Source organism: Listeria sp. ILCC796, assembly GCF_900186175.1.
Classification (GTDB): domain Bacteria; phylum Bacillota; class Bacilli; order Lactobacillales; family Listeriaceae; genus Listeria; species Listeria goaensis.
The window spans coordinates 87,770-112,249 of the sequence record NZ_FYBV01000002.1 but is presented as its reverse complement, the minus strand read 5'-3'; the positions used below and the strand labels follow the sequence as shown (position 1 = coordinate 112,249).

General features: G+C 39.8%; 26 protein-coding genes and 2 tRNA genes. 27 read left to right on the top strand and 1 reads right to left on the bottom strand.

Going from position 1 to position 24,480, the window contains the following annotated elements; genetic code table 11:
- The 25 genes from CFS04_RS03245 to CFS04_RS03125 all read left to right on the top strand — a co-directional run bounded on the left by CFS04_RS03245 (position 1) and on the right by CFS04_RS03125 (position 19,765).
- A complete protein-coding gene (locus CFS04_RS03245) occupies positions 1-345 on the top strand; it encodes an STAS domain-containing protein (protein ID WP_088809183.1) in 345 nt (114 codons plus the stop codon).
- Positions 329-802, top strand: a complete 474-nt coding sequence (gene rsbW, locus CFS04_RS03240; RefSeq protein ID WP_088809182.1) for an anti-sigma B factor RsbW — start codon at positions 329-331, stop codon at positions 800-802. The genes CFS04_RS03245 and rsbW overlap by 17 nt, the downstream gene beginning before the upstream one ends.
- Entirely contained in the window at positions 780-1,562 is a 783-nt protein-coding gene (sigB, locus tag CFS04_RS03235) for an RNA polymerase sigma factor SigB (protein ID WP_088809181.1), read from the top strand. Before rsbW ends, sigB begins: the two co-directional genes overlap by 23 nt.
- Positions 1,558-2,160, top strand: a complete 603-nt coding sequence (locus tag CFS04_RS03230) for a PP2C family serine/threonine-protein phosphatase (protein WP_179946377.1) — start codon at positions 1,558-1,560, stop codon at positions 2,158-2,160. Before sigB ends, CFS04_RS03230 begins: the two co-directional genes overlap by 5 nt.
- A gap of 84 nt (positions 2,161-2,244) precedes the next feature.
- Complete coding sequence (locus tag CFS04_RS03225) at positions 2,245-4,404, top strand: Tex family protein (RefSeq protein WP_088809179.1); 2,160 nt, start codon at positions 2,245-2,247, stop codon at positions 4,402-4,404.
- A 1-nt stretch (position 4,405) separates the two neighbouring features.
- Positions 4,406-4,879 carry a SprT family protein gene (locus CFS04_RS03220; RefSeq protein ID WP_088809178.1) on the top strand — a complete coding sequence of 158 codons (474 nt, stop codon included), beginning with the start codon at positions 4,406-4,408 and terminating at the stop codon, positions 4,877-4,879.
- Positions 4,880-4,934: 55 nt separating this feature from the next.
- Positions 4,935-5,007 (top strand) — tRNA-Asn (locus CFS04_RS03215).
- Positions 5,008-5,013: 6 nt separating this feature from the next.
- Positions 5,014-5,104, top strand: a tRNA-Ser gene (locus CFS04_RS03210).
- Between the two features lie 142 nt (positions 5,105-5,246).
- A complete protein-coding gene (gene der / locus CFS04_RS03205) occupies positions 5,247-6,557 on the top strand; it encodes a ribosome biogenesis GTPase Der (protein ID WP_088809177.1) in 1,311 nt (436 codons plus the stop codon).
- 17 nt (positions 6,558-6,574) lie between these two features.
- Positions 6,575-7,591 carry an NAD(P)H-dependent glycerol-3-phosphate dehydrogenase gene (locus tag CFS04_RS03200; protein ID WP_088809176.1) on the top strand — a complete coding sequence of 339 codons (1,017 nt, stop codon included), beginning with the start codon at positions 6,575-6,577 and terminating at the stop codon, positions 7,589-7,591.
- A gap of 162 nt (positions 7,592-7,753) precedes the next feature.
- Positions 7,754-8,734 carry a tyrosine-protein phosphatase gene (locus tag CFS04_RS03195; RefSeq protein ID WP_088809175.1) on the top strand — a complete coding sequence of 327 codons (981 nt, stop codon included), beginning with the start codon at positions 7,754-7,756 and terminating at the stop codon, positions 8,732-8,734.
- 404 nt (positions 8,735-9,138) lie between these two features.
- Positions 9,139-9,414 (top strand): HU family DNA-binding protein, encoded by a 276-nt coding sequence (locus tag CFS04_RS03190; RefSeq protein WP_088809174.1) that lies wholly within the window; start codon positions 9,139-9,141, stop codon positions 9,412-9,414.
- Positions 9,415-9,840: 426 nt separating this feature from the next.
- Positions 9,841-10,137 (top strand): NfeD family protein, encoded by a 297-nt coding sequence (locus CFS04_RS03185; RefSeq protein ID WP_088809173.1) that lies wholly within the window; start codon positions 9,841-9,843, stop codon positions 10,135-10,137.
- Positions 10,138-11,088 (top strand): flotillin-like protein FloA, encoded by a 951-nt coding sequence (gene floA / locus CFS04_RS03180; RefSeq protein WP_088809172.1) that lies wholly within the window; start codon positions 10,138-10,140, stop codon positions 11,086-11,088.
- 20 nt (positions 11,089-11,108) lie between these two features.
- A complete protein-coding gene (locus CFS04_RS03175; protein WP_088809171.1) occupies positions 11,109-11,600 on the top strand; it encodes a hypothetical protein in 492 nt (163 codons plus the stop codon).
- A gap of 188 nt (positions 11,601-11,788) precedes the next feature.
- Positions 11,789-12,565 carry a DUF2653 family protein gene (locus tag CFS04_RS03170; protein ID WP_088809170.1) on the top strand — a complete coding sequence of 259 codons (777 nt, stop codon included), beginning with the start codon at positions 11,789-11,791 and terminating at the stop codon, positions 12,563-12,565.
- Between the two features lie 106 nt (positions 12,566-12,671).
- On the top strand, positions 12,672-13,055 hold the full coding sequence (locus CFS04_RS03165; protein WP_088809169.1) for an OsmC family protein: 384 nt from the start codon (positions 12,672-12,674) through the stop codon (positions 13,053-13,055).
- Between the two features lie 169 nt (positions 13,056-13,224).
- Positions 13,225-13,500 (top strand): hypothetical protein, encoded by a 276-nt coding sequence (locus CFS04_RS03160; RefSeq protein ID WP_088809168.1) that lies wholly within the window; start codon positions 13,225-13,227, stop codon positions 13,498-13,500.
- Complete coding sequence (locus CFS04_RS03155) at positions 13,493-14,218, top strand: hypothetical protein (RefSeq protein ID WP_088809167.1); 726 nt, start codon at positions 13,493-13,495, stop codon at positions 14,216-14,218. The genes CFS04_RS03160 and CFS04_RS03155 overlap by 8 nt, the downstream gene beginning before the upstream one ends.
- 335 nt (positions 14,219-14,553) lie before the next feature.
- Complete coding sequence (locus CFS04_RS03150) at positions 14,554-15,627, top strand: Glu/Leu/Phe/Val dehydrogenase dimerization domain-containing protein (protein ID WP_088809166.1); 1,074 nt, start codon at positions 14,554-14,556, stop codon at positions 15,625-15,627.
- 97 nt (positions 15,628-15,724) lie between these two features.
- Entirely contained in the window at positions 15,725-15,961 is a 237-nt protein-coding gene (locus tag CFS04_RS03145; RefSeq protein WP_088809165.1) for a hypothetical protein, read from the top strand.
- 1 nt (position 15,962) lies between these two features.
- Positions 15,963-16,625 carry a YdeI/OmpD-associated family protein gene (locus CFS04_RS03140; RefSeq protein ID WP_088809164.1) on the top strand — a complete coding sequence of 221 codons (663 nt, stop codon included), beginning with the start codon at positions 15,963-15,965 and terminating at the stop codon, positions 16,623-16,625.
- 118 nt (positions 16,626-16,743) lie between these two features.
- On the top strand, positions 16,744-17,247 hold the full coding sequence (locus CFS04_RS03135) for a dual specificity protein phosphatase family protein (RefSeq protein ID WP_088809163.1): 504 nt from the start codon (positions 16,744-16,746) through the stop codon (positions 17,245-17,247).
- Between the two features lie 268 nt (positions 17,248-17,515).
- Positions 17,516-19,012, top strand: coding sequence for a glutamate/gamma-aminobutyrate family transporter YjeM (yjeM, locus tag CFS04_RS03130; protein WP_088809162.1), 1,497 nt, complete (start codon positions 17,516-17,518; stop codon positions 19,010-19,012).
- A gap of 87 nt (positions 19,013-19,099) precedes the next feature.
- Positions 19,100-19,765: a potassium channel family protein gene (locus CFS04_RS03125; RefSeq protein WP_088809161.1), complete on the top strand. Its 666-nt coding sequence runs from the start codon at positions 19,100-19,102 to the stop codon at positions 19,763-19,765.
- Between the two features lie 58 nt (positions 19,766-19,823).
- Here CFS04_RS03125 and CFS04_RS03120 read toward each other — a convergent pair whose 3' ends face one another.
- The gene (locus CFS04_RS03120) at positions 19,824-21,869 is read right to left on the bottom strand and encodes a MucBP domain-containing protein (RefSeq protein ID WP_088809160.1); all 2,046 of its coding nucleotides are present in this window, start codon (positions 21,867-21,869) and stop codon (positions 19,824-19,826) included.
- 716 nt (positions 21,870-22,585) lie between these two features.
- Between CFS04_RS03120 and CFS04_RS03115 the strand changes: the two genes are divergently transcribed.
- Both CFS04_RS03115 and ptcA read left to right on the top strand, forming a co-directional pair.
- Complete coding sequence (locus CFS04_RS03115) at positions 22,586-23,209, top strand: Crp/Fnr family transcriptional regulator (RefSeq protein WP_088809159.1); 624 nt, start codon at positions 22,586-22,588, stop codon at positions 23,207-23,209.
- Positions 23,210-23,424: 215 nt separating this feature from the next.
- Positions 23,425-24,453: a putrescine carbamoyltransferase gene (gene ptcA, locus CFS04_RS03110; RefSeq protein WP_088809158.1), complete on the top strand. Its 1,029-nt coding sequence runs from the start codon at positions 23,425-23,427 to the stop codon at positions 24,451-24,453.
- The last annotated feature ends 27 nt before the right edge of the window (positions 24,454-24,480 follow it).

The following is a 24,480-nucleotide window of genomic DNA, read 5'->3' as shown; positions in this document are numbered from 1 at the left end:
ATGAACATTAAAATCGAAATTAAAGAGCAGAATGAAAATACGGCAAGTGCTTTTGTCATTGGGGAAATCGACGCCTATACGGCTCCAAAACTAAAAGAAGCGCTTGAAGGTTTTCAAGATAAAAAGCGTTTTGTTTTAAAAGTCGATTTAACAGAAGTTGGTTATATGGATAGTACAGGACTTGGCGTTTTTGTGGGCGTATTTAAAAACTTGCGCTCAAACGAGAGCGAATTGGTGCTCATTGGTCTTTCTGAACGATTGTATCGCCTATTTGAAATTACTGGACTGTCGGATATTATTGAAATCAAAAATATAGAGGGTGAAATGAATGGCAACAACGTGTGATAAAATTGAGCTACTGCTTCCGGCAAAACCAGAATATGTGAGTCTTGGTCGCCTTGCGCTTTCTGGTATTGCAAGTCAAGCCGGTTTCTCCTATGAAGCAATTGAGGATTTAAAAATTGCCGTGAGCGAAGCGATAACGAATTCGATTCATCACGGGTTAAAAGAAGTGGCAGACGGTGAAGTGAGAATTGAGTTTAAGTTATATGAAGACAAACTAGACGTTATTGTCACAGACAAAGGAAAAAGTTTTAATCCAGAAGCGAAAAAAGCCGATATTGGGCCATACAAAGTTGGAGATGAAACAGATGTTATGCGCATTGGAGGCTTAGGATTATTTCTGATTGAAACACTTATGGACGATGTGAAGTTGTATTATGATGACGGAGTTTCCGTTGTAATGACCAAATATATTGATGAAAAGCAGGTGGGGGAGAATGCAGAGAGTGTCTCAACCTGATAAAGATGCCGCAAAAGCAAAAGTCTATGAATGGATTCAGGCTTACCAAGAGACGGGCGATGACGAGGCGCAGTATCAGCTCGTTGTGCACTATAAAAACTTGGTTGAGTCCATCGCGCGTAAATATTCGCAAGGAAAGTCTTTTCATGAAGATTTAGTTCAAGTCGGAAACATTGGCCTGCTCGGAGCAATTCGTCGCTATGATGCCACTTTTGGTAAAAGCTTTGAAGCATTTGCTGTCCCAACTATTGTCGGCGAAATCAAGCGGTTTTTACGAGATAAAACGTGGAGTGTCCACGTGCCGAGACGAATAAAAGAACTTGGACCTAAAATTAAAAATGCGGTTGAAGAGCTGACACGGGAAATGCAAACCTCACCGCAAATCAAAGACATCGCCGCTTACATTGGTGTTTCTGAAGAAGAGGTCTTGGAAGCAATGGAAATGGGCAAGAGCTATCAAGCACTTTCTGTTGACCATTCTATTGAAGCAGATTCAGACGGCAGTACGATTACACTTTTAGACGTTGTCGGTAACAATGATGACGGTTTTGAACAAGTGAATCAACGGATGCTTTTAGAAAAGGTACTTCCAGTTTTAGATGAACGTGAGCAGAAAATTTTGCAATATACGTTTATTGAAAATCGCAGTCAAAAAGAAACAGGCGAACTGCTTGATATTTCGCAAATGCACGTATCACGTATTCAACGCCAAGCCATCAAAAAGTTGCGAGATGCTTTGCAAAATGAGGAAGTGGATTGAAATGGCAACGGAGAATAAATTAGATTTATTCACTTTCCAACGCGCTAAGCTGCTCCAGCAGTATTGTGGTGATGTTTTTTACACGTATGAAAAAGACGATCATTTTTTATGCGTTTTAGCAGATGGATTAGGAAGTGGTTACGAGGCGCATCTTGCAGCGAAAGCCATAACGGACACTGTGGAAAGTGAACCAGAGGCGGATTTGGTGACTATGATAGAACATTGCAATCAGGCTGTTTCTGGCCTTCGAGGTGCTGCAGTTGCCATTATACGCGCCCATTTTAAAACACAAAAGTTGGCATATGTCGCTCTTGGTAACATTCGTTTTTACATGCTTGATAGTCATGGGAAATTAAGTTTTCCGCTTTCTACAACTGGGTTTCTGTCTGGAAGAAAACAGCATTTTAAGCAAAAGAATATGGAATTTAAGCCCGGCTCAAAATTTCTGCTTCATTCAGACGGATTAGTTTTAAAAAAAGTGAAAAATTATTTAACTTCAGCGCAGTGCCTTGCGAAAACGGGATACGACATCGAGCGCTTAGTGCCGGATATACCAATGGATGATGTTACTTTTGTGCTTGGGAAATTTCCCGAATAGAGAACCGAACTGTCATTTTTAAATGGCAGTTTTTTCTATTTATTGATACACTAGAAAAGAAGGAAGTTCGAGGAGGTACATACCGTGGAAAAAAGTGTCTTACCATTTATTTACAAGAAATTAACTTATAAGCCCGCGCAAATTGATGCAGTAATTGGATTGCTTGAAGAAGGGAATACCGTACCGTTTATCGCCCGCTACCGTAAAGAAAAAACGGGCAGTCTTGACGAAGTCGAAATTCGAGATATTGAAGAAACTTACCAATATATCACCAAGCTAGAGGCGCGAAAAGAAGAAGTCATTCGTTTAATTGAGGAACAAGGAAAATTAACGGAAGAACTACGTAAACAAATTTTAGGGACGGATAAACAACAAACATTAGAAGACCTTTACCGCCCTTTTAAACAAAAGAAAAGAACAAAAGCGACCATTGCGAAGGAACAAGGTTTACTGCCACTCGCTGAATGGTTACTCACATTTTCTGACGGAAATCCTGAAGAAGAGGCGGCGCGTTATATTTCGGCTGAAAACAACGTTCAAACTGCCGAAGAAGCGCTGCAAGGTGCGCACGAAATTATCGCCGAACAAGTGAGCGATGTGGCGGAGTATCGCAAATGGATTCGCGATTTCACGCGTAAATTTGGGATGATTGTTTCCACGAAGAAAAACGATGCTGAGGACGAAAAAGCTGTTTACGAAATGTATTACGAGTATCAAGAAATGATTGCTAAAATGCAAAATCACCGTGTCCTTGCTTTCAACCGCGGCGAAAAAGAAGGCGTTCTCCGTGTTGCTGTACAAGTCGATACGACGAAAATTCACCACTTTTTGGAAGAAAGCATGTTGCCGAAAAAGGAGAACGCTTCCGTTCAAGTCGTCCGCGTCGCGATTTTAGATGCCTACAAACGTTTCATTGGACCAGCAATTGAACGTGAAATTCGCGCCGAGTTAAGCGAAATCGCCGAAGATCATGCGATTGATATTTTTTCGGAAAACTTGCGAAAATTACTCTTGCAACCGCCGTTAAAAGGCAAAGTCGTGTTAGGCGTTGACCCAGCGTATCGTACAGGCTGTAAACTCGCCGTTTTAGATTCTACAGGAAAAGTGCTTGAAATTGGCGTTATTTATCCGCATACAGCTAAAGCGCGCCGGCCAGAAGCTAAACAAAAAGTAACCGAGTGGCTTTCGAAATATGCTATTGAAATCATCGCCATTGGTAATGGAACGGCATCGCGAGAAACTGAGCAATTTATTGTAGAAGTCATAAAAGAAGCAAATAGCCAAGCGTTTTATACGATTGTAAACGAAGCCGGCGCAAGTGTTTATTCCGCTAGTGATGTGGCGCGTGAAGAGTTTCCTGATTATCAAGTCGAAGAACGAAGCGCCGTTTCAATTGGTCGCCGTCTGCAAGATCCGCTCGCCGAATTGGTTAAAATCGATCCGAAATCAGTTGGCGTTGGCCAGTATCAGCATGACGTAGCACAGAAAAAATTAAATGATACTTTGACGTTTGTCGTCGAAACGGCTGTAAACCAAGTTGGCGTAAACGTGAATACCGCATCAGCCGCGTTGCTCCAATATGTGGCAGGGTTAAACAAAACGGTTGCGGGGAACATTCGCAAATATCGCGAGGAAAACGGGCCATTTCAATCGCGTGCCGAACTGAAAAAAGTGCCCCGTCTTGGCGCAAAATCGTACGAGCAAAGTATTGGCTTCATGCGAATTCTAGAAGGGAAGAATCCGCTTGATAAGACCGCAATTCACCCAGAAAGCTATGCTGCCGCGAAACAACTCATCGAAAAAGCTAATCATACGGTAAAAGATATCGGGTCAGACAGCTTAAAACAAGCGCTCGCCGATTTGAATGTCACAGAAACCGCCAAAGAACTTGAAATCGGGGTAGAAACGCTAAAAGATATCATTCAAAACCTAATTGCGCCCGGGCGTGACCTACGTGATTCGCTCCAAGCACCCATGCTAAAACAAGACGTTATCAAGATGGAGGATTTGAAAGCGGGAATGGAGCTTCAAGGGACCGTTCGAAATGTGGTAGATTTCGGAGCCTTTGTTGATATCGGTGTCAAACAAGATGGACTAGTTCACATTTCGAAACTAAGCCGTTCGTTCGTCAAAAATCCAATGAGCGTCGTTTCAGTAGGCGATATCGTGACCGTCTGGGTAGAAGAAGTCGATTTGAAGAAAAACCGTATCGCACTTTCTATGGTAGGACCTGCAGGGGCGTAAAATGGAACAAGCGGAATTACAAAAATGGATGGAAGAAACATCGCTTCGATACTTTGATAAAGTGTTTAAACATCAGGCGCGTTTTAATTCAAGGTTGCGGACAACGGGCGGGCGCTACCTGCTTCGTTCGCACGATATTGAAATGAATCCGAAATACTTGTTTCATTACGGCGCAGACTATTTTTTAGGCATTATGAAGCACGAACTCTGCCATTACCATTTGCATTTAGAAGGAAAAGGCTATATGCACCGCGACGCTGAATTTCGCGCCCTTTTAAAAGAAGTCGATGCCCCGCGCTTTTGTAAAGCTATCGAGCCGGACATTCCGAAGCACGTCTATGTTTGCGAACAATGCGGGCAAGACTTTTTTAGGAAAAGGAAGTTTAACGTGAATCGTTATGCGTGCGGGAAATGTGGTGGGAAGTTGCAATATATAGCGAATGGAACAGCTTCAAGCAAGCGGAATTTCAACTGAAATTTCGCTTGCTTTTTTATAAAAAGCTGATTATAATTAAATTTGTTAAGTTTATTCCACAGTAGCTCAGTTGGTAGAGCAATCGGCTGTTAACCGATCGGTCGCAGGTTCGAGTCCTGCCTGTGGAGTCACTCGGAGAAATACTCAAGAGGCTGAAGAGGCGCCCCTGCTAAGGGTGTAGGTCGCTAACGCGGCGCGAGGGTTCAAATCCCTCTTTCTCCGCCATAAACGTATCACACAAGCTTTATCTTTTTCTGGTAAAGCTTTTTTTATGTTTAAATTTCAGCTGTTGCGATAAGGGGCAATTACTGATAAACTTAATAAAGTCTGATAAATAGGAATTTGAAAGAAAAAGAAGGTGAATAGAATGGTGAAACCAGTTGTAGCAATTGTAGGTCGACCGAACGTTGGGAAATCGACCATTTTTAACCGCATTGTCGGGGAACGTGTTTCTATCGTAGAAGATGTCCCAGGCGTAACGCGTGACCGAATTTACAATACAGCAGAATGGCTTGGAAAAGAGTTTAATATTATTGATACGGGCGGAATCGAAATTGGCGACGAGCCGTTTTTAGACCAAATCCGTGCACAAGCAGAAATCGCAATTGATGAAGCGGATGTCATTATTTTTATTGCAAATGGTCGTGAAGGCGTGACTGATGCCGATGAACAAGTCGCTAAAATTTTATATCGTTCGCAAAAGCCAGTCGTTCTGGCCGTCAACAAAGTAGATAACCCTGAAATGCGCGATCAAGTGTATGATTTTTATTCACTTGGTTTCGGTGAGCCCTATCCAATTTCCGGTTCGCACGGGTTAGGACTCGGGGATTTGCTTGATGAAGTACGCAAACATTTCCCGCAAGAAGAAGAGGACGAATACGATGATGATGTGATTAAATTTTCATTAATCGGCCGTCCGAACGTTGGGAAATCCTCACTTATTAACGCCATGCTAGGCGAAGACCGAGTTATCGTCTCAAATATCGCAGGAACGACACGCGACGCGATTGACACCGGTTATACGTTTGAAGATCAAGAATACGTTATGATCGATACGGCCGGTATGCGGAAAAAAGGGAAGGTTTACGAAAGTACTGAAAAATACAGCGTTTTACGTGCCATGCGCGCCATCGAGCGCTCCGATGTCGTCCTTGTCGTTTTAAACGCCGAAGAAGGCATTCGCGAGCAAGATAAACGAATTGCTGGCTATGCTCACGATGCAGGCCGCGCGATTATCATCGTCGTAAATAAATGGGATGCCATCGAAAAAGATGAAAAAACAATGAATACTTTTACGGAAGATATTCGCGAACAATTCCAATTTCTAACATACGCACCCATCGTTTTTGTATCAGCATTAACGAAAAAGCGCTTGACCAATTTGTTCCCGCTTATCAACCAAGTGAGCGACAATCATTCACTGCGCGTGCAGTCGAGCATGCTTAACGATGTCATTAGTGATGCCGTTGCAATGAATCCGGCACCGATGGATAAAGGAAAACGACTTAAAATTTTCTATACGACCCAAGTGGCTGTCAAACCGCCCGCTTTTGTTGTGTTTGTCAATGAACCCGAACTTATGCACTTTTCATATGAACGCTTCTTAGAAAACCGAATTCGTGAAGCATTTCCATTTGAAGGGACACCAATTCGCGTGATACCACGTAAGCGGAAATAGAAATGGAGGAGTTTATTTTGACTAAAAAACAAATCGCAGTTCTCGGTGCGGGAAGCTGGGGAACTGCTCTTGCTATGGTTTTAGCCGACAATAATGAAGAGGTTTTTATTTGGGGAAATCATCATGCGATTGTTGATGAGATTAACCAGTCGCATAAAAATGCTCATTATCTTCCAGATATTCAGCTACCGGAGTCCATTCGGGCTACGCTTTCGCTAGAAGAGGCAATCAGCCATGCAGATATGCTCGTCATTGCGATTCCGACAAATGCGATGCGCATCGTTTGTAAACAGCTAAATGACACGCTTACGGAGCCGAAAATCATTGTTCATGTAAGCAAAGGAATTGAACCTGAAACGAATTTACGCATGTCTGAAGTGATTGCGGAAGAAATTGATGCGACAAAACGGAAAGGCATTGTAGTCCTTTCTGGTCCGAGCCATGCCGAGGAAGTCGCTCTTCGTCATCCAACAACGCTTTGTGCAAGTAGCCATGATTTAGCGCTGGCCGAGCAAGTTCAAGACGTTTTTATCAACAATAATTTGCGCATTTATACCAATGAAGATGTTGTAGGTGCGGAAATTGGCGGAGCCCTTAAGAATATCATTGCGTTAGGTGCAGGGATTTCTGACGGTCTTGGCTACGGAGATAATGCGAAAGCGGCATTAATGACCCGTGGAATGGCGGAAATTACGCGTCTAGGGGTTGCTGTAGGTTCTCATCCGCAAACGTTTTACGGCTTAACAGGGATTGGCGATTTAATCGTTACCTGTACGAGTGTGCACTCCCGCAACTGGCGAGCTGGTAACATGCTTGGCAAGGGAAAAAGCTTAGATGAGGTGCTAGAAAGCATGGGCATGGTCGTAGAAGGCGTCCGAACGGCAAAAGCGGTTTACGGTTGGGCAGAAAAACTGAACATCGATATGCCGATTTCAAAAGCGATTTACGAAGTGCTTTTTGCCGAAAAAGATCCAGGCGAAGCCGTTGATATGTTGATGGGACGCGAGAAAAAAGTAGAGAAAGAGAAGTTTTAAAACCGAAAACTCTAAAATAGAGTGGTTTTGAAGCGATTTATACGCCTTGAAAATGTAGAAACCCATAAAACAAGCCATTCATCTTATTAAAAAGCTGACTCTATTTTAGAGTCGGCTTTTTTTGCGGATTATGCTAGAATAAAAATCAAGAGGAGGGATAAAATGTTAGTCATTCAGGAAGAAAAACAATACAACATTACTTTTGATGAAAAAATTGAAAACGGCTCCATTTTGTACGTCGATACAAAGCCTGAAAAAACAAAGGCGAGCCGCCAAATTGCAACCTTGACAGCGGTTCCAGAAACTATCGCCTACACGTCTGAAACAAAGACACGTCCCTATTTTATTTTAGAACAACCGAATGGTGAGATAACCGTTTCAACCCAGCGGATTCTAAACTTTGAAGGTACGTTTAATTTCCGCGATTTAGGCGGCTACATGAATGAAAACGGCAAGCAGGTAAAGTGGGGGGCACTGTATCGCTCTGGCAATTTAGCAGGTCTCACCAAAAATGACATAGCACAAATTGAACAGCTTGGCATCAAATGGATTTGCGATTTGCGTAGCACAACCGAAGTGACCGCACAACAAACGCCTGAAATCCCCAACATTCCAAATCTCAATATCCCAATTGGTACAGCTAAAAATGAACCAGCGGAAAAACAAAAGTTAGATTTACCAACGGATAGCGCGATTTATGAACCGCTGATGGGGGAAAGCTATAAAGTTTTTGCAACGTCGCTCGGTAGCTATCGCGAAATTTTCGAACAAATTCTCACACGTCAAACACCATTTTTATTCCACTGTACCGCCGGAAAGGACCGTACAGGCGTTTTAGGCGCCCTTTTATTAAAAGTACTAGACGTTCCAGAGAAAACGATTTTTAACGATTATGAGCTTACAAACCAGTATACGGACGAGATTTTAAGCGAAATGGTTGATTTAATTAAAGCGTTCACTGGAAATGACGTCCCGCTTGAGCTAGATGCCATTCGACCAATGGCAGAAGCGAAGCCGAGCTATCTGGAAATTGCGTTTACAGAAATGGAAAAGAAGTATGGTTCTGTAGAGGCATTCATTGAAGAAGGAATTGGCATTAATAGCGATATGAAAGCGTGTTTACAAAATATGCTTTTGTATTAAACTAGGCGAAGAAACCTAGATTTTTCAGGTAACAGACATATTTTTGCTTTGTTTTTATGAGGAAAAAGAACTATTTTCGTTCCAAGCGATGATTTCGCTTGCTATTATAGGTCTTCCAAGTTAGTATTATGTGTAACAGATTGATACTATCACGTTTTAAGCGTAATGTATTATGTTTGAAATGTTAAGAAATAGTGTCAATTTGGCATAAATCCTTGCAGTCGCGGGGATTATGTGATAATCTTTTATCAGAATTACTGCAAAGGCTTGCATTTAAGCCGTTTCGGTCTTAATTCTTCAAAGATTTTTCTTAAGCCTTAAAGTGATTTTGGGAAAAGGAACGTCCAAGTAATAATTAAGACCTGATTATTTTGGATTATTCTTTTGAGGGAGGTGAAACAAAAATGGCAAACAAAACAGATTTAGTAAACAGTGTAGCTGAAAAAGCTGAACTTTCTAAAAAAGATGCTGCGAAAGCTGTAGAAGCATTATTTGAAACTATTCAAGAAAACCTTTCTAAAGGTGAAAAAGTTCAATTAATCGGTTTCGGTAACTTCGAAGTTCGTGAACGTGCTGCTCGTAAAGGTCGCAACCCACGTACTAAAGAAGAAATCGACATTCCAGCAAGTAAAGTACCAGCATTCAAACCTGGTAAAGCGCTTAAAGAAGCAGTAAAATAATCTACATACGACTTTAAGCTAAAAACTACCCATCCACTTTGTGGATGGGTTTTATTGCGTTTCTTAACGCTTTAGCGTTTAGAAACGCAATATAAGACCGAACGAAGTCCATAAAATTCCCCCGCGCATCAAGAGCTGCCATTCAGACGGCTTTCTCACCAAACTTAACCTTCTGCCCCTCCCAATCACTCCCATACGAATCAGTCCTAAGACGGATAAGCCATACTTTCCTAGACGTTGGAAAATAAACGTTAGGTCAGCTATAATTATTTTATAAGCAAAAATTTTCAGTTAACTATTTATTGGCGTTAATTAAATTACAAGAAAGGAGCTTTTTTACAAAAAAATAATTGTAAATGAATGGTAATTAAGGTATGGTAAAGGTATAGCAGTTGCGCATGACCTTGATGAAAGAGGGTGACACAAATGACGCACAATTTTTCAGAAGACGAGCTAGTATACGGAGACTCTTGGGGACTCGTTCATCGTGGCGTTTTAGAGGATAAAGAAATTGAAAGAATGAAAGCGCTACGAGATAAGGTTTATGGAAAGTCTGGTATTGCTGTGACAACGATGAAGCCGATTGGGCGTGTTGAGATTGAAGGCAAAGTATATGAGGCGAGACTTGAAAATGGTTATTTGGACGTTCGGACGCCAATTATAGTAGTTGGAATTGATTTTGGCTATTTGCTTGTAGAAGAACTAAAAATGGAGGCGAAGTAGATGATGTATGCAGGACCAATTATTATTGCAGTACTTATTATTCTAGTTTTAATTATTTTCTTTACACTAGTACCAGTGGGGCTTTGGATTAGTGCAATCTCCGCGCGAGTGTCGGTAGGGCTTGGAACGCTTATCGGAATGCGCTTACGTCGTGTTGTTCCGTCGCGAGTTGTGAAACCACTTATTAAAGCTGTAAAAGCTGGACTTGAACTTGAAGTTAACCAATTGGAAAGCCACTATTTAGCAGGTGGTGACGTTGATAATACGGTTGATGCCCTTATTGCGGCTCATCGCGCAAATATTGAGCTTGATTTTAGTCGTGCGGCTGCCATTGATTTAGCAGGTCGTGACGTTTTAGAAGCGGTTCAAACTTCCGTAACGCCAAAAGTTATTCGTACACCTGAATTTACAGGTGTAGCGCAAAACGGGGTTGAAGTAAAAGTTATTACGCAAATTACGGTGCAATCTAATATTGAACGTATCGTCGGTGGTGCCGGTGAAGATACTGTTATCGCCCGTGTCGGTGAAGCAGTTGTATCAACAGTCGGTGAAACGCGTGAACATACAGATGTTTTAGAAAACCCAAATAGCATCTCGAAAAAAGTTCAGGAGCAAGGGCTTGGAGACGGGACAGCATATACAATTTTATCCATTGATATTGCGGAAATGCGTATCGGGGACAATATTAAAGCAAAACTTGATATTGAAAAAGCAAATGCTGATATGGAAGTTGCTCAGGCGGCGGCTTCGAAACGTAAAGCGGAAGCGATTGCGCTGGAACAAGAAAATCGTGCAGCCGTTGTGGCAGCAGAAGCCGAAGTTCCTAGAGCGATTGCAAGTGCTTTTGAGGCAGGAAAACTAGGGGTCATGGATTACTATAAGATGGAGAACGTTCAAGCGGATACAAGTATGCGCGAAACAATTGCTGGCGACGACAAACCAATCGGTTGATAGGAAAGTAGGTGCCTAATATGTCTTTTGATCCAATGGATTTCATTAGCGACTTGATGGGCTTTTTACCACTGATTATCATGGTAGGTGGCGTCTTGCTTGCTAGGCATGCTAAAAAAGAGGCTGAAAGTAAGCGGAAAGCTGGAACTGGAAAAGCTCCGCAAAGTAAGATGAGGCAAGCAATGAATGAGGCGCGGAATGAATATCGTGATGCGATGAAAACTCATTCAAAACCGAGCCCGAAAGCAAAACCCGCTGTAACAAGTGGGACTTATACAAGCGCACCGCAAGTTCAAACAGCGAAAGTAGATGTTGCGGCTAAAAAACAAGCGGAGCGTGCGCGAAAACAAATGGAGCGCGAGTCGACTATTGAAGATATTAATGTGACGAGAAGTGGATTTGAAACGCATCGTTCACATCGACAAAAACTTTCAAGCATAAATTTGAAGCGTGCCATGATTGCGAAAGAAGTTTTAGACAAACCAGTGTCTCTTCGTGATCATTCATCTTGAAATTTGCTTTAGAAACGTGTATAGTTGTAGTTAAGTTCATAAGAAAATCCCGCTTAAGGGGAGTAGCAGTCATAGCTATGTCGTCAATCCGGATTTTATGCCCGGCATAGTTAGCAATTTTAAATTGTTTGCAAGACCTTACGTTTATTTCGTAAGGTCTTTTTGTACGCAAAAGAAGGAGGAAGAGTGTGAAAAAATTAGTTTCTGTATTATTAGCAGCTGGCTTAATCTTTACGCCAGTAGGAGGTACGATTGTTGACAACCTAGTTCCTGCACAATATTCGCAAGTGAAAGAGGCGGACGCAAGGGGCTACCGCTCGCCAGTTAGATCGTTTAAGTCAAATAACAACGGAATTAATCGTTCAAATGTAAACCGCTCGCAAACGAATGCGAATGCTGGTAAACGAGGGTTTTTCAGCGGCGGAGGACTTATGGGCGGCTTAATGATGGGCGGAATCGCTGGTTTATTATTTGGCGGTCTGCTTTCTGGAATGGGCGCATTTGGAAACATTTTAGGTTTAATGATTAACATTCTAGCGATTATTTTAATTATTCGTCTAGTAATGATGTTGTTTAGTAAACGAAAAAATCGCCATGCGGAACCAGTGGTGGAGTCTAGTCGCGGCAACCATGCCGATGTTCAGCATGAAACGATTCAAGCAGGAACAAGTACGCGAGAAGAAATCCTTGATGAAGGAAATATTTCAAACGCGGTTATCGCCTTCTTCACGCACGAAAAAGGTTTAACGCTCGATGATGTACAAGTCGCGCTAACCTATGATGATAAAATTGGGTTTGGCGCTGACGTCATTCAAAATGACCGTGTGATTCAGCAATTAGACCATTTCTCACTTATTCAAGCGATTCGCTACTGGGCGGAACATTTCGCGCACATGGATCCGAATATGGGGCTTAAGCTTGAGTACTCGGAACGCGACGGCATCTATGCTGTTGTCACAGAATAAAATGAAGGCGGCTAGGCGTAAAAGCTTAGCTGCTTTTTTTGACAGGCGAAGCAACTAGCGGTATAATTATTCTTACTTATTTAGTCGGGATTTGGAGGGGTTTGGATTGTATTTAAAAAAAGTAGGAAAGAAAGTGGAACTTTTACACGAGACTGGGAACTGGCCTTTAATCAAAGAAGAAGGTTTTTCACCGGTGCAAATTACGGTGGCGGCTGTCGCGGCTTGTAGCGTCTACGTGTACGCGAAGTTGCTTGAGAAGAAGCGGATTCCGTTCGAAGATTTGGAAGTTGATGTGGACTACGAGCAAGATTTAGAGCAGCCGGTGCACGTGATTAAAAAGATTAATGTGCAGTTCGAAGTAAAAGTGGCAGCGGAATTCCAACAAAAGGCTGAAAAAACGGTGCATCTCGTGAAAGACGCTTGCCCCGTCGCGAAAAGCATGCACCCTGATATTGAGATTACAGAGCAAGTAAGGTTTTTGGAAAAGTAGGTGTAAACCCACGGAGAATTTGCTCTGTGGGTTTTAAAAATGAAAAATAAAATGATTTGCTTTACAAAATATTAGTTTTGTTTTATTGTTATGCGGTATATCGAATTGTGAGATGATAAACAAATGTTAATGCTAACGTAGTGTATAGATGATTATAAAGTGGATTTAGTTGCTGTTAACATGGGGTAGCAAACAATCTATAATTACTGTAGTTAATGATTACTATTCTGAAATCAGTGCGGGTGAAACAAACCGAGCTGATGAGTTTATTATGAATTTAGGTAAAGGTTCTTATGATAATGGAATGGATTGTTTAGTTTTGCAATATCAAGAGCATATGCATAATACAAAAACGCAAAATATAACAATTGAAGATAGGAAAGTTGCTGCTGATTTCTTTCAAAACATACAAAATCATAATAATGAGTGGGTGGAATATGAATAAAAAAGTTATGTTACTTTCGTTAGTCAGCTTGATATTTTTATTCATGTTAGGGCTATTTAATTATTCATCTATTAAGCATAGTTACTGGCTTGAACATGCAGGTGCAAAAGAGCGAACACATTATTTTTTACAATTGAAGTATGATAAAGATTGGAAAAAGTTGAACCCTAACATTACTTTTAACTTTGACTCTCTTTTTGGGCGAAATGAATTATCATTAAATGATTATAGTATTGATGCTTGGGTTGAACCAGAGAGATATGATCGAAAAGTTACTAAAGTTAATTGGGACACGGATGTTTTTTTTCATGTACTCCTTAATAATGGTTATGATGCTAGTGTTCCGTGGGAGAATACGGGCAATATATACATTAGAAAGATTGAAAAAAATGAGGGAGAAAACGATAATGATACGGTTTATGAAATACCTTTCCGAGAGAAAAATGGAAAAGCGAATCCGGAATTAGAAAATGCTGTTGGGCTAAGTACAAAATCTATAACGAGAAAAGTGAACGATGCTTATAGTCAGCATATTGGCTATCTAAATAAGATGACGCAAGTCGAATTAAAGGAGTCTTTAACGAAACGGAATATTAGACTCATTATCTCTTCTGTTTTAATTTTATTATATATTTTCATTGTATTTCGTACATGTAGGAAGATTAATCAGAATAAGAAAGAAATGGATGTATATTTTGATGCGTTAGAAAAGGAATAACCAAAATAAACTTTAAAATATTAATTAGTAAAATGTATTTCCCCTACAAAGCATAGAATTTGTGGGGGTTCCTTATTTACAATAATACTTTTTTATTTTTCTGCTTCGAATTAATTTTCAAACTATGGCACTTTGTGCGACGTAGAAACTAAAACGAAAGTCCTTTCTTTCGTGAAAGCGCATACAAATAAAATAGGTCGAAAGTTTTTGTTTTAAACAAAAAGTATGAATTTCGTCTTAAATAATCCAAAAACTTTTACAGCGCTTTCAAAATTCGTATAATAAGGGTAGCGAGTTGAGTTTCATGTGTTTTAGACTAAAGGGGGCAATGTATCATGTTATTTGAGAAGATGGAAAAATATGATTATGAACAAGTTGTTTTTTGTCAAGATAAGGCTTCTGGACTAAAAGCGATTATTGCGATTCACGATACGACACTCGGACCAGCGCTTGGTGGATGTCGGATGTGGCCGTATGAAACGGAAGAGGAAGCGCTTCTCGATGTGCTTCGTCTAGCTCGTGGGATGACGTATAAAAATGCAGCTGCGGGGCTCAATTTAGGTGGCGGGAAAACGGTCATTATCGGAGATCCGAAAAAGGACAAAAGCGAAGCGTTGTTTCGTGCGCTAGGTCGTTATGTGGAAAGTTTAAACGGCCGTTACATTATTGCTGAGGATGTCGGTACGACCGTTCAAGATATGGACTACATTCATGAAGAAACCAAATATGTGACAGGGATATCTGAAACGTTTGGCTCATCGGGTAATCCAAGTCCAATGACAGCGCGGGGTGTTTATGCAGCAATGAAGCGCACTGCAAAAGAGGCTTTTGGAAGTGATTCTTTACTTGGGAAGAAAGTAGCGGTCCAAGGTGTTGGCAACGTGGCGTACGCGCTTTGTGCGCTGTTACGCGCGGAAGGCGCGGAGCTTGTCGTGACGGATATTAACCCAGACGCGGTAGAGCGAGCGGTACGCGATTTTGGTGCGGAAGCGGTCTTGCCAAATGATATTTATACGGTTGACGCGGATATTTTTGCCCCGTGTGCGCTAGGCGGAATTTTAAATGACGTTACCATACCAAATTTAAAATTTAAAATGATTTGCGGAAGTGCAAACAACCAATTGCTTGATATTCAAACGCATGGCGAAATGCTTTCTGCACGCGGAATTTTATATGCGCCCGATTATATCGTAAATGCTGGCGGCGTCATTAATGTGGCGGATGAATTGCTTGGCTACAATGAAAACCGTGCGAAGAAAAAAATTGATGAAATTTATGATCAAATTGGAAAAGTATATGAGATCTCAAAGGCTGAAGGCATCATTCCAGCAGAAGCTGCTGACCATATGTCTGAAAAGCGAATTGAAATGATGAAGCAAGTTCGTAGTACGTTTTTGATGATGAAATAGCGTAAAGGGTCCCTTTGTTTTTTGAAAGGGGCTTTTTCTTGCCTAAAAAGCGCTGGATTATTATACTTATTTCATAAGACACAAGGAGGAATTGACAATGAATGAAGGACAACAAAAGTTTCTTGATTTTATTTTAGAGCGGACTGAAAAGGGGAAAGAATCCGCTATGAAGGAGCTTCTTAGCGAGAGCTTTGGCAAACAAGATTCGGGAGATTTTGACCAAAAGTATTTGATGGCAATGGTTCCAAAAATGGTTTCTTACATTCGCGAGGATAAGCGTGATGAAGTCATGGAAGTAGTTCAAAAATTTGGCGCAAGTCATGTGAGCAAATAATATGGCAAAGTCGATTGTAGAAAAACTTAATTTAACGAAATACGCGAACAAAGCGGTTCTAAACGTGCCACAGGATTTCATTGAGCTTGATGCTTTGGCTAGCGTGGACCATTCTTTTAAACAAAAACAGTACGATTTGATTTTTGGTTTTGCGCTAACGATGGCGGAAATGGAGGCTTTTGTAAACGATGTTGTTCAGCACGACCGCCTGGCCAAGAAGGGCTATTTGTTTGTGGCATATCCGAAAAAAGGAAATTCGGTGTACGACACGTTTGTGCATCGTGATGAAATTATGCCAACGCTTAAAGTTGATGAGGAAGGCTTTTTGCCAAAAAGTAGTTTGAAGTTTTCGCGCATGGTGAGCATGGATGATACGTTTACAGTTGTTGGTATGAAGGAAGCTTTCAGTGAAAAAGGAAAAAGTGCAGCGAAGGCTGAGACGAATTATGCAGAGAAAATTCCCGATTTAAAAGCGCGACTTGCGGACGATGCGGAGGCTTCTGAGCTGTATGAAAAACTTGCTGCGGGTTATCAAAAAACTTGGGCAAGCTATGTTTTTAGTGCGAAACAAACGGCAACAGAAGAGAAACGCTTGGAAGAAACAAAAACCATTTTAAAGGCGGGCTTTAAAAGTAAAGATTTATACCGTCAAAATAAAAAATAAACGGAACGTACTTAGTGAATTTTGCTAAGTACGTTTTTTTCTATAAAGCTATGATAGCGTGGAAAAAGGCGAAATATGTTACAATACGAGTAGGAATAGTGGAAGGGACACGTTTTATATGGCGAATTATGTGAATAAGGAAAAACGACAAATTGATTTCGATCCATTGCAGTTGCCTATCATTGCCATCCCAGAAGTTATGGCGGTTTCGTTTACGCCAAAATCAGAAAATGCGCTTTTAATCCGAATAACAGATGTTGGTCTGGCTTTTAAAACGCTTAAAAATCCTGAGCTATTTGAAGGGATTCTTGAAGTGCGCTTTAATGACATTAACGAAGAAGACGACTACTGGGGATTAAGCCAAAAAGAAGAACATGAAATGAAGCTCTTTAACGAGCGACACGCTGCTGCGATTTATTCTTTTTTAGACCATCACGCAAATCATGGTCAAATTGTTGTGCATTGTAACGCAGGCGTCAGCCGAAGTAGCGCGGTTGCGATGGGAATTGCTGAACACTACAACGATACACCTACACTTTTAAAATTAAAGGAAATCAAACGATATTTGCCGAATCCGCGGGTGCTAACTGTGATGCGCGGTGAGAAATTTACATCAGCCTGATGACAAACGGCCATCTTCGTCGTTAAAATACACGTCGGTGCGGTTCCAGACAAGTCATCAGGCTAGTTTTGTGTTCATTTATCGATTTGAAATGTGCTTTTTTTTCGCGAATCATTGTCGGAAAAGTCACGCACGTCAGACTTTACATTCTATTTGAATTGTTCTTTTAAAAAGGATTTTTGTTTTTTAATGGTATAATGACATTCTAGTATGGGATACAATAATTAGTAATTATATGTATAATAATACACAAAAAGGAATGAGATTTATGTCAAATGAAATTAAAAAAATGGGACTTATTAGTTTAATTCTAATGATTTTCACGTCCGTATTTGGTTTCGCAAACGGTCCAATTGGCTTTTACCGAATGGGTTATAGTGCGATTCCATGGTACATTGGAGCCGGAATTTTCTTCTTTATTCCATTTGCGCTTATGATGGCCGAATACGGAGCCGCTTACCGTAAAGAAAAAGGCGGAATTTATTCATGGATGAACGATAGCATCGGGCCACGCTATGCCTTCATCGTTACTTTCATGTGGTTTACTTCTTACGTCATTTGGATGGTCGGAACCGCTTCTAAAGTTTGGATTCCATTTTCCATCTTCCTATTTGGCGAAGATAAAACCCAAACATGGTCGCTTTTCGGCTTATCGCCAACACAAACCGTCGGGATACTTGCCGCTGTTTGGATGCTTATCGTTACGTTACTAGCTTCAAAAGGTTTAAAACAAATTACAAAAGTAACGGCTGTCGGCGGAATCGCCGTTATGGGTCTAAACATCGTTTTAATCGTCGTAAGTTTACTTATTTTAATGTTAAACGGCGGAAATTTTGCGCAAGATATTTCGGGAGTAAAAGATTTCCTTGTATCGCCAAACCCAAGTTATCTTAGCCCGATTGCTATCTTGTCGTTCTGCGTATTTGCGATATTTGCATACGGGGGAACCGAGGCAGTAGCCGGCCTAGTTGACCAAACGAAAAACCCAACGAAGACTTTTCCAAAAGGTATTATGATTGCCGCCTTTATTATTTCAATTGGCTATGCTTTAGAAATTTTCATGTGGGGAATTAGTACCAACTGGGATAAAATTTTGAGTGGATCCAATGTCAACTACGGGAACATTACATACGTTTTAATGTACAATCTTGGTTTAGAATTTGGGAACGCGCTTGGTCTTGCAACGGACGCAGCATCGCAAATGGCCAATTGGTTCGCAAGAGTTACTGGTCTTTCTATGTTTTTAGCATACACGGGTGCGTTCTTTACGCTCATCTATTCACCGCTAAAAGCCATTGTACAAGGTACAGCCGAGTACTGGCCAAAGCGCATGAGCAAAATCAACAAATTCGGCATGCCGGAATTTGCAATGTGGATGCAGTGCTTACTCGTTGTTATCATCGTGCTCATCGTTTCATTCGGTGGGAAAAGTGCTTCGGCATTCTATAACACGCTAACACTTATGGCAAATGTTTCTATGACACTACCATATGTGTTTCTAGCCTTTGCATTCCCGTTCTTTAAAAATCGTGAAGGACTTGAACGACCTTTCGTTGTGTATAAAACAAAGGCAATCACGTACATTGTGACAATTATTGTCGTAGCTATTGTTGGATTCTCAAATGTTTTCACAATTATTGAGCCTGCGATGAGCGGTAACTGGAATGATACTATTTGGATGGTAGTCGGACCAGTCGTATTCGCCGTGATTGCAATGGGAATTTATGAAAACTATCAGATTCGACAAAAGAGATTGAAGAAATAAACTTAAAAAACACTGCAGTCTGCAGTGTTTTTTTTAGTTTGAAAAGAAAAATTTAGTAAAGTAATCAGCTAGAGGGGATGATAGAAAATGAAACAACTTTATTATGATTTTACAATGCTAGCTTTAGTGATAATCTCCCTTATTTTGTTGCCATTTAATAACAAGTTTACTTTTGCTTTAAACTGGCTTATATGGGGTGCGTTTTTAGTAGATTATATTTATTTTTTAATGAAAGCAAAGGATAAGAAAAAATACATAAAAACACATTGGATTGAACTTGTTGCAATCATTCCATTTGATGCAGCATTTAAAGCAATACGAATTTTACGCGTGTTTCGACTTCTCAGACTGACAACAATTGGAAGCCGCTATTTTGTTCCTATATATCACTTTATGAAGCAAAAATACCTAGATAAAATTTTTTTGCTTGTTCTTTTTTTGATACTTATGTTACCTATCCCGATTTATCTAATCGAGCCAAACATTCATAACTACGGAGATGCTTTTTGGTGGGTACTCGTAACGATTACGACAGTTGGCTATGGAGATATTTCACCAATAACTTTCACAGGTCGTCTGATTGCTTCACTACTAATGGTTTTTGGAATCGGTATAATTGGAATCATTACAAGCACAATAACCTCCTTTTTTATTTCAACAAAAAAAGATGTTTATACGATTTTAAAAGATATCGATTTGCTTGCAGAAGAAGATAAAAATAAGGTTAAGAAGTATTTAGAAACGAATTGCTAAAAAAACAACTCCCATAAGTTTTGGGAGTTGTTTTTCATTTATTTTTACTTAATTATACTTATTTTGTTTTTCTTTGTCTGCGAGTGAATGCTGCGAGAGCGCCTAATAATAATGCGCCAAGTCCGACTAGAATACCGCTGTCTACCGCTGAATCACCTGTTTTTGGTAGTGATGTTTTCACTTTTTCTGGATTGTTAGAAGTAGGGTCTTTGATGACGTTTTTCTCTTGTACATCAATGTTTGTGCTAGGAATCTTGCCATCTGTATCTGTTGTGTCATTATTATTGTCCGTTGAATCATCGGCAGGAGGAGTTGGCATAACATCATTGGACGCCTCTTCATAAATGTAAGTGACAGTTTGAGCTGTGTCGCTAAATAGACCTGTTGCATTATCAGGAGTGGTTTGTAAAACCCAACCGTCGATGTCTTTTGCGGTAGAAGTGTAGTTATCTCCGATATTTCCACTTAATGTATCAGCAGCGGCTAAATCATTGCCATCACTATCTACGTATTTAACGGTAATATCTTGAGCAGGGACAACTTCTTTTTCATACACATAAGTGACAGTTTGAGCTGTGTTGCTAAATAGACCTGTTGCATTATCAGGAGTGGCTTGTAAAATCCAACCGTCGATGTCTTTTGCGGTAGAAGTATAGTTATCTCCGATATTTCCACTTAATGTATCAGCAGTGGCTAAATCATTGCCATCACCATCTACATATTTAACGGTAACATCTTGAGCAGGGATAACTTCTTTTTCATACACATAAGTGACAGTTTGAGCTGTGTCACTAAATACGCCTGTTGCATTATCAGGAGTGGCTTGTAAAATCCAACCGTCGATGTCTTTTGCGGTAGAAGTATAGTTATCTCCAACAACTCCACTTAAAGTATCGGACGGAGCAAGCGTATTACCATCGGTGTCGACATAGTTAACAGTTACTTCACTGTAAGTATCATCTACAACCTTAATTGGTTGTGATACTTTGAGGGAATAAGAAAAATCTACGCCAGCTGCTGATTGGTCTGTAGCAGCCACGTTATAAGTGACAGTAGTATCACTTGTCATATTATCCCATGAAATAGTTTTTGAATCACTAGAGATTTGTCCTTCATTAGAAGCACTTTGCACAGCCATCACTTGACTATCTAACCCTTTTGTAGGATTTTGGGAAACGGCAGTGTCACCTTGTTTAACAGTTATTGCTGGTAAAGTAATGGTTTGATTATTGATTTGTAAACCTTTATAATCGTCAGAACCTTTTATCATTGTGTTAAATAAATGATTTAGAGAAGAGACATCTACAATATGATTAGAATCTGCATATAAGATTTCTAATCCTTCTAAAGTTGCTAGGTCATCTAAGGAAGTAAGATCGTTTTGATTTAAATATAAAACTTCTAAGTTATTCATATTTTCCAATGGAGCAAGTTGCTGTACATTATTTTTATTTAAAATCAATGTTTGAATTGAACTATTCCCGCTTAATGGAGAAAGATCACTGACTTCGTTGTCATTTAAATTAAGAATTTGAAGATTAGGCATTTCTGCAAGAATAGAAATGTCATCAATTGCTGAATAGTCGCTAGAAAGCCAGCGGTAAGATTCATAGCTGAAAGAGGTTAGGTTTTTAGCTCCTAGTAGTGGTGAAAAGTCTTGAATATAGTCACCACCGAGTTCTAATTGCTCAAGTGATGGAAGGTTTTGGATGCCTTCTAGACTGGTAAGTGCTGTATTGACACCAACAATCCTTTTTAGCTTGGGTAAATTTATTATGGGGGTAATATCACTCACATCACTAGCTGAAATATCCAGTTGAGTCATGTTTGTTGCAAATTCTAACCCTGTTAAATCTGAAACTCGTCCAGGAACAGCAGCTTGAGCTGGATTAGAATAGTTAATTGCTGCATTGTCAAGTTGTGCCAAATCAGCTTCTGTTAAAGAAGTTGCAAATGGTTTATCTAATAAGTCTTTCAAGCCTTCAAGAAGGTTTTGATCTGGAATGTTGACAGTATCTGTCGCCGCAGCTTGAACGTGCATGCCAGGATTAATGCCAAAAGTTGCAAGTAAGCAAGCTAATATTGTGGCTACTATTTTTTTCATTTTGTTCTCCTTTTCCCATTTATTTTAAATCCCTTAATATCCGGTACTACAATCAAGATGTTTATGGTGTAAACTTGGTTACATTATTTCTTAGATAAGGATTATGCCGTTTGGCAGTAGAAATAACATAGTTTTTTCGTCTTGGATACGTGTTTAAGCTTAACAGAGTTATAGAACATACTCGTGTGTAAATTCGACATAACTAATCGCTTTTTTTTACGAATTGATGAACTTTGTGATTTTCGTTCATAATTAGATTTATATCTTGTCGCTTTTGGCTATTTATTAGCATAGAGCAATTTTTCAAGGAGATTAAACAAAGTGAAGTGACCTATCATTCATCTCATTTTATTTGTTTATAGACAAAATTAGAGCTTCTATTTATGTAAATAAGGGCAAATCATTTTTATTTGTTCTCTTTGTCTGCGAGTGAATATTGCAAGAGCGCCTAATAATGTGCCAAGTCCGACTAAAATACGTATCACCTGTTTTTGGTAATACTGATGTGGATGCTTTTGTTGAAGTTGAATCTGTTAGTGTTTTATAAAAAAGAGGGGAGATAAATTGTTCTTCTAACATAGGGGAGGTATACGTATTTATGAAAATTTTGTCACATTATTTTTAGAGAAATATAGTGGTTGTGTATAGTTTATACACGATAAAGTAGAAGCTTTTTGATATCCTAAGTTATAAAAATTAAAATAGGAGTGAGTAGAATGAAAAATAAAGAAACAGTCAAGGTCATAAAGGATTTAGAGAAGAATCAGGCAGAGCCGACTTGGGTTCGTCGAATGGATTTGATTAAAAGCACAATGATTTCGGGGAAGTATTTTAAAGAAGAGTTTATGATTGTGATAGACGGGACTATGCACTTAGAGAGTAGAAACAAACAAATCATACTGTTCTTTTCAGATGGGGATGTCATCAATCAGCAAGTGTCAGAGCTAAGTATTCATAATGATCTTCAGTTAGTGTGCGATACGGATGTAAAAGTGGTGTTCGTTTATCGAGAATATTTCCTGAATTTTGCAACGAATAAGCCGACGTATTTAAAATGGTTTCTTGATATTTCTTTACTTAATAATATGAATCTGTACAATGAACTAATAAAATACCAATACTCCTCAGAAGAAAGACTTATGTGTTCGCTAAAAATGATTTGTGAAAAACTGAACATAAAAATTGAGAAAGGATATTACCAAATACCATCTTTTATAAATAAGATAACTTTGTCAAAATATAGTCATATTTCGCGCCAACAATTAGATATTTTGCTAGCAGCACTCATTAAAAAAAGAGAGATTAAAATGGACAATCGAACGCTTTATATCAGAAATTGATAAACTTCAAATTCTATTTGAACCAAGAAATAAAAATTTTACAGCACTTTTAGCGTTGTAATCTGTTACGCAAAATGTAACAGGTTACAAGCCTTGCGTTTTCGTTTTGAAAACGCTTTTTTCTATTCCAAATTAGAAATGCTTGTATTATGATGAACATGCGGCAAATAAAACTCGAGTAAAGCCCGTTAGAATCTAATTTTGAGGTGAGAAGGATGACGAAAAAACGTGATTTTGTAGATACGAAAGATTTTTCAAAAGAAGAAATTCTATTCATGATTGAAATAGCTTTAAAAATGAAGCAATCCATAAAAGATGGACATTACCCACAGCTTCTTAAGCATAAAACACTTGGAATGATTTTTGAGCAGTCATCAACACGGACACGCGTGTCATTTGAAACGGCGATGACACAATTAGGTGGGCACGCACAGTATTTAGCACCAGGGCAAATTCAATTAGGTGGGCACGAATCGGTTGGGGATACAGCGCGCGTTTTATCGCGTTTAGTAGATATTTTAATGGCTCGTGTAGAAAGACATCATACGGTTCAGGAATTGGCGAATACGGCGTCCATTCCAGTCATTAATGGTATGAGTGACTACAATCACCCAACGCAAGAACTTGGGGATGCAATTACGATGTTTGAACATTTACCTGAGGGTAAAAAAATTGAGGATTGCAAAATTGTTTTTGTGGGCGATGCTACGCAAGTTTGTGCGTCCACGATGTTTATGGCAACAAAACTTGGAATGAATTTTGTACAGTATGGTCCGAAAGGTTTTCAGCTTAAAGAAAATCATTTGAAAATTGCGGAAGAAAATTGCAAGGTTTCTGGTGGTAGCTATCTCATCACTGAAGATCCTCGTGAGGCTCTTCAGGATGCAGACTTCATTTATACAGACGTATGGTATGGTTTGTATGAAGCTGAACTTTCGGAAGAGGAGCGTATGAAAGTCTTCTATCCGAAGTATCAAGTGAACAAAGAAATGATTGAAATGGCGAGTCCAGATGTGAAATTTATGCATTGTCTTCCAGCGACTAGAGGGGAAGAAGTGACCGACGAAGTGCTTGATGCCTCTTATTCGGTTGTCATTGATGAGGCAGAAAACAGGTTAACAGCGATGCGTGCGCTTCTCGTTTTCTTTATGAAGCCATACTTGAATTTTGCATCAGAAAAAGTAGGAAATGTGTATGATGCCGAGCTTGAGCTTTTACTTAGAAATGCGCCACAAGAAAAATAGTTTGAACCAAGGAGGAGAGGGGCAACC

Coding starts and splice junctions, on each gene's coding strand:
- CFS04_RS03245 (WP_088809183.1), top strand. CDS start 1: ATGAACATTAAAATCGAAATTAAAGAGCAGAATGAAAATACGGCAAGT.
- rsbW (WP_088809182.1), top strand. CDS start 329: ATGGCAACAACGTGTGATAAAATTGAGCTACTGCTTCCGGCAAAACCA.
- sigB (WP_088809181.1), top strand. CDS start 780: ATGCAGAGAGTGTCTCAACCTGATAAAGATGCCGCAAAAGCAAAAGTC.
- CFS04_RS03220 (WP_088809178.1), top strand. CDS start 4,406: ATGGAACAAGCGGAATTACAAAAATGGATGGAAGAAACATCGCTTCGA.
- der (WP_088809177.1), top strand. CDS start 5,247: ATGGTGAAACCAGTTGTAGCAATTGTAGGTCGACCGAACGTTGGGAAA.
- CFS04_RS03195 (WP_088809175.1), top strand. CDS start 7,754: ATGTTAGTCATTCAGGAAGAAAAACAATACAACATTACTTTTGATGAA.
- CFS04_RS03190 (WP_088809174.1), top strand. CDS start 9,139: ATGGCAAACAAAACAGATTTAGTAAACAGTGTAGCTGAAAAAGCTGAA.
- CFS04_RS03185 (WP_088809173.1), top strand. CDS start 9,841: ATGACGCACAATTTTTCAGAAGACGAGCTAGTATACGGAGACTCTTGG.
- floA (WP_088809172.1), top strand. CDS start 10,138: ATGATGTATGCAGGACCAATTATTATTGCAGTACTTATTATTCTAGTT.
- CFS04_RS03175 (WP_088809171.1), top strand. CDS start 11,109: ATGTCTTTTGATCCAATGGATTTCATTAGCGACTTGATGGGCTTTTTA.
- CFS04_RS03155 (WP_088809167.1), top strand. CDS start 13,493: ATGAATAAAAAAGTTATGTTACTTTCGTTAGTCAGCTTGATATTTTTA.
- CFS04_RS03150 (WP_088809166.1), top strand. CDS start 14,554: ATGTTATTTGAGAAGATGGAAAAATATGATTATGAACAAGTTGTTTTT.
- CFS04_RS03145 (WP_088809165.1), top strand. CDS start 15,725: ATGAATGAAGGACAACAAAAGTTTCTTGATTTTATTTTAGAGCGGACT.
- CFS04_RS03140 (WP_088809164.1), top strand. CDS start 15,963: ATGGCAAAGTCGATTGTAGAAAAACTTAATTTAACGAAATACGCGAAC.
- CFS04_RS03135 (WP_088809163.1), top strand. CDS start 16,744: ATGGCGAATTATGTGAATAAGGAAAAACGACAAATTGATTTCGATCCA.
- yjeM (WP_088809162.1), top strand. CDS start 17,516: ATGTCAAATGAAATTAAAAAAATGGGACTTATTAGTTTAATTCTAATG.
- CFS04_RS03125 (WP_088809161.1), top strand. CDS start 19,100: ATGAAACAACTTTATTATGATTTTACAATGCTAGCTTTAGTGATAATC.
- CFS04_RS03120 (WP_088809160.1), bottom strand. CDS start 21,869: ATGAAAAAAATAGTAGCCACAATATTAGCTTGCTTACTTGCAACTTTT.
- CFS04_RS03115 (WP_088809159.1), top strand. CDS start 22,586: ATGAAAAATAAAGAAACAGTCAAGGTCATAAAGGATTTAGAGAAGAAT.
- ptcA (WP_088809158.1), top strand. CDS start 23,425: ATGACGAAAAAACGTGATTTTGTAGATACGAAAGATTTTTCAAAAGAA.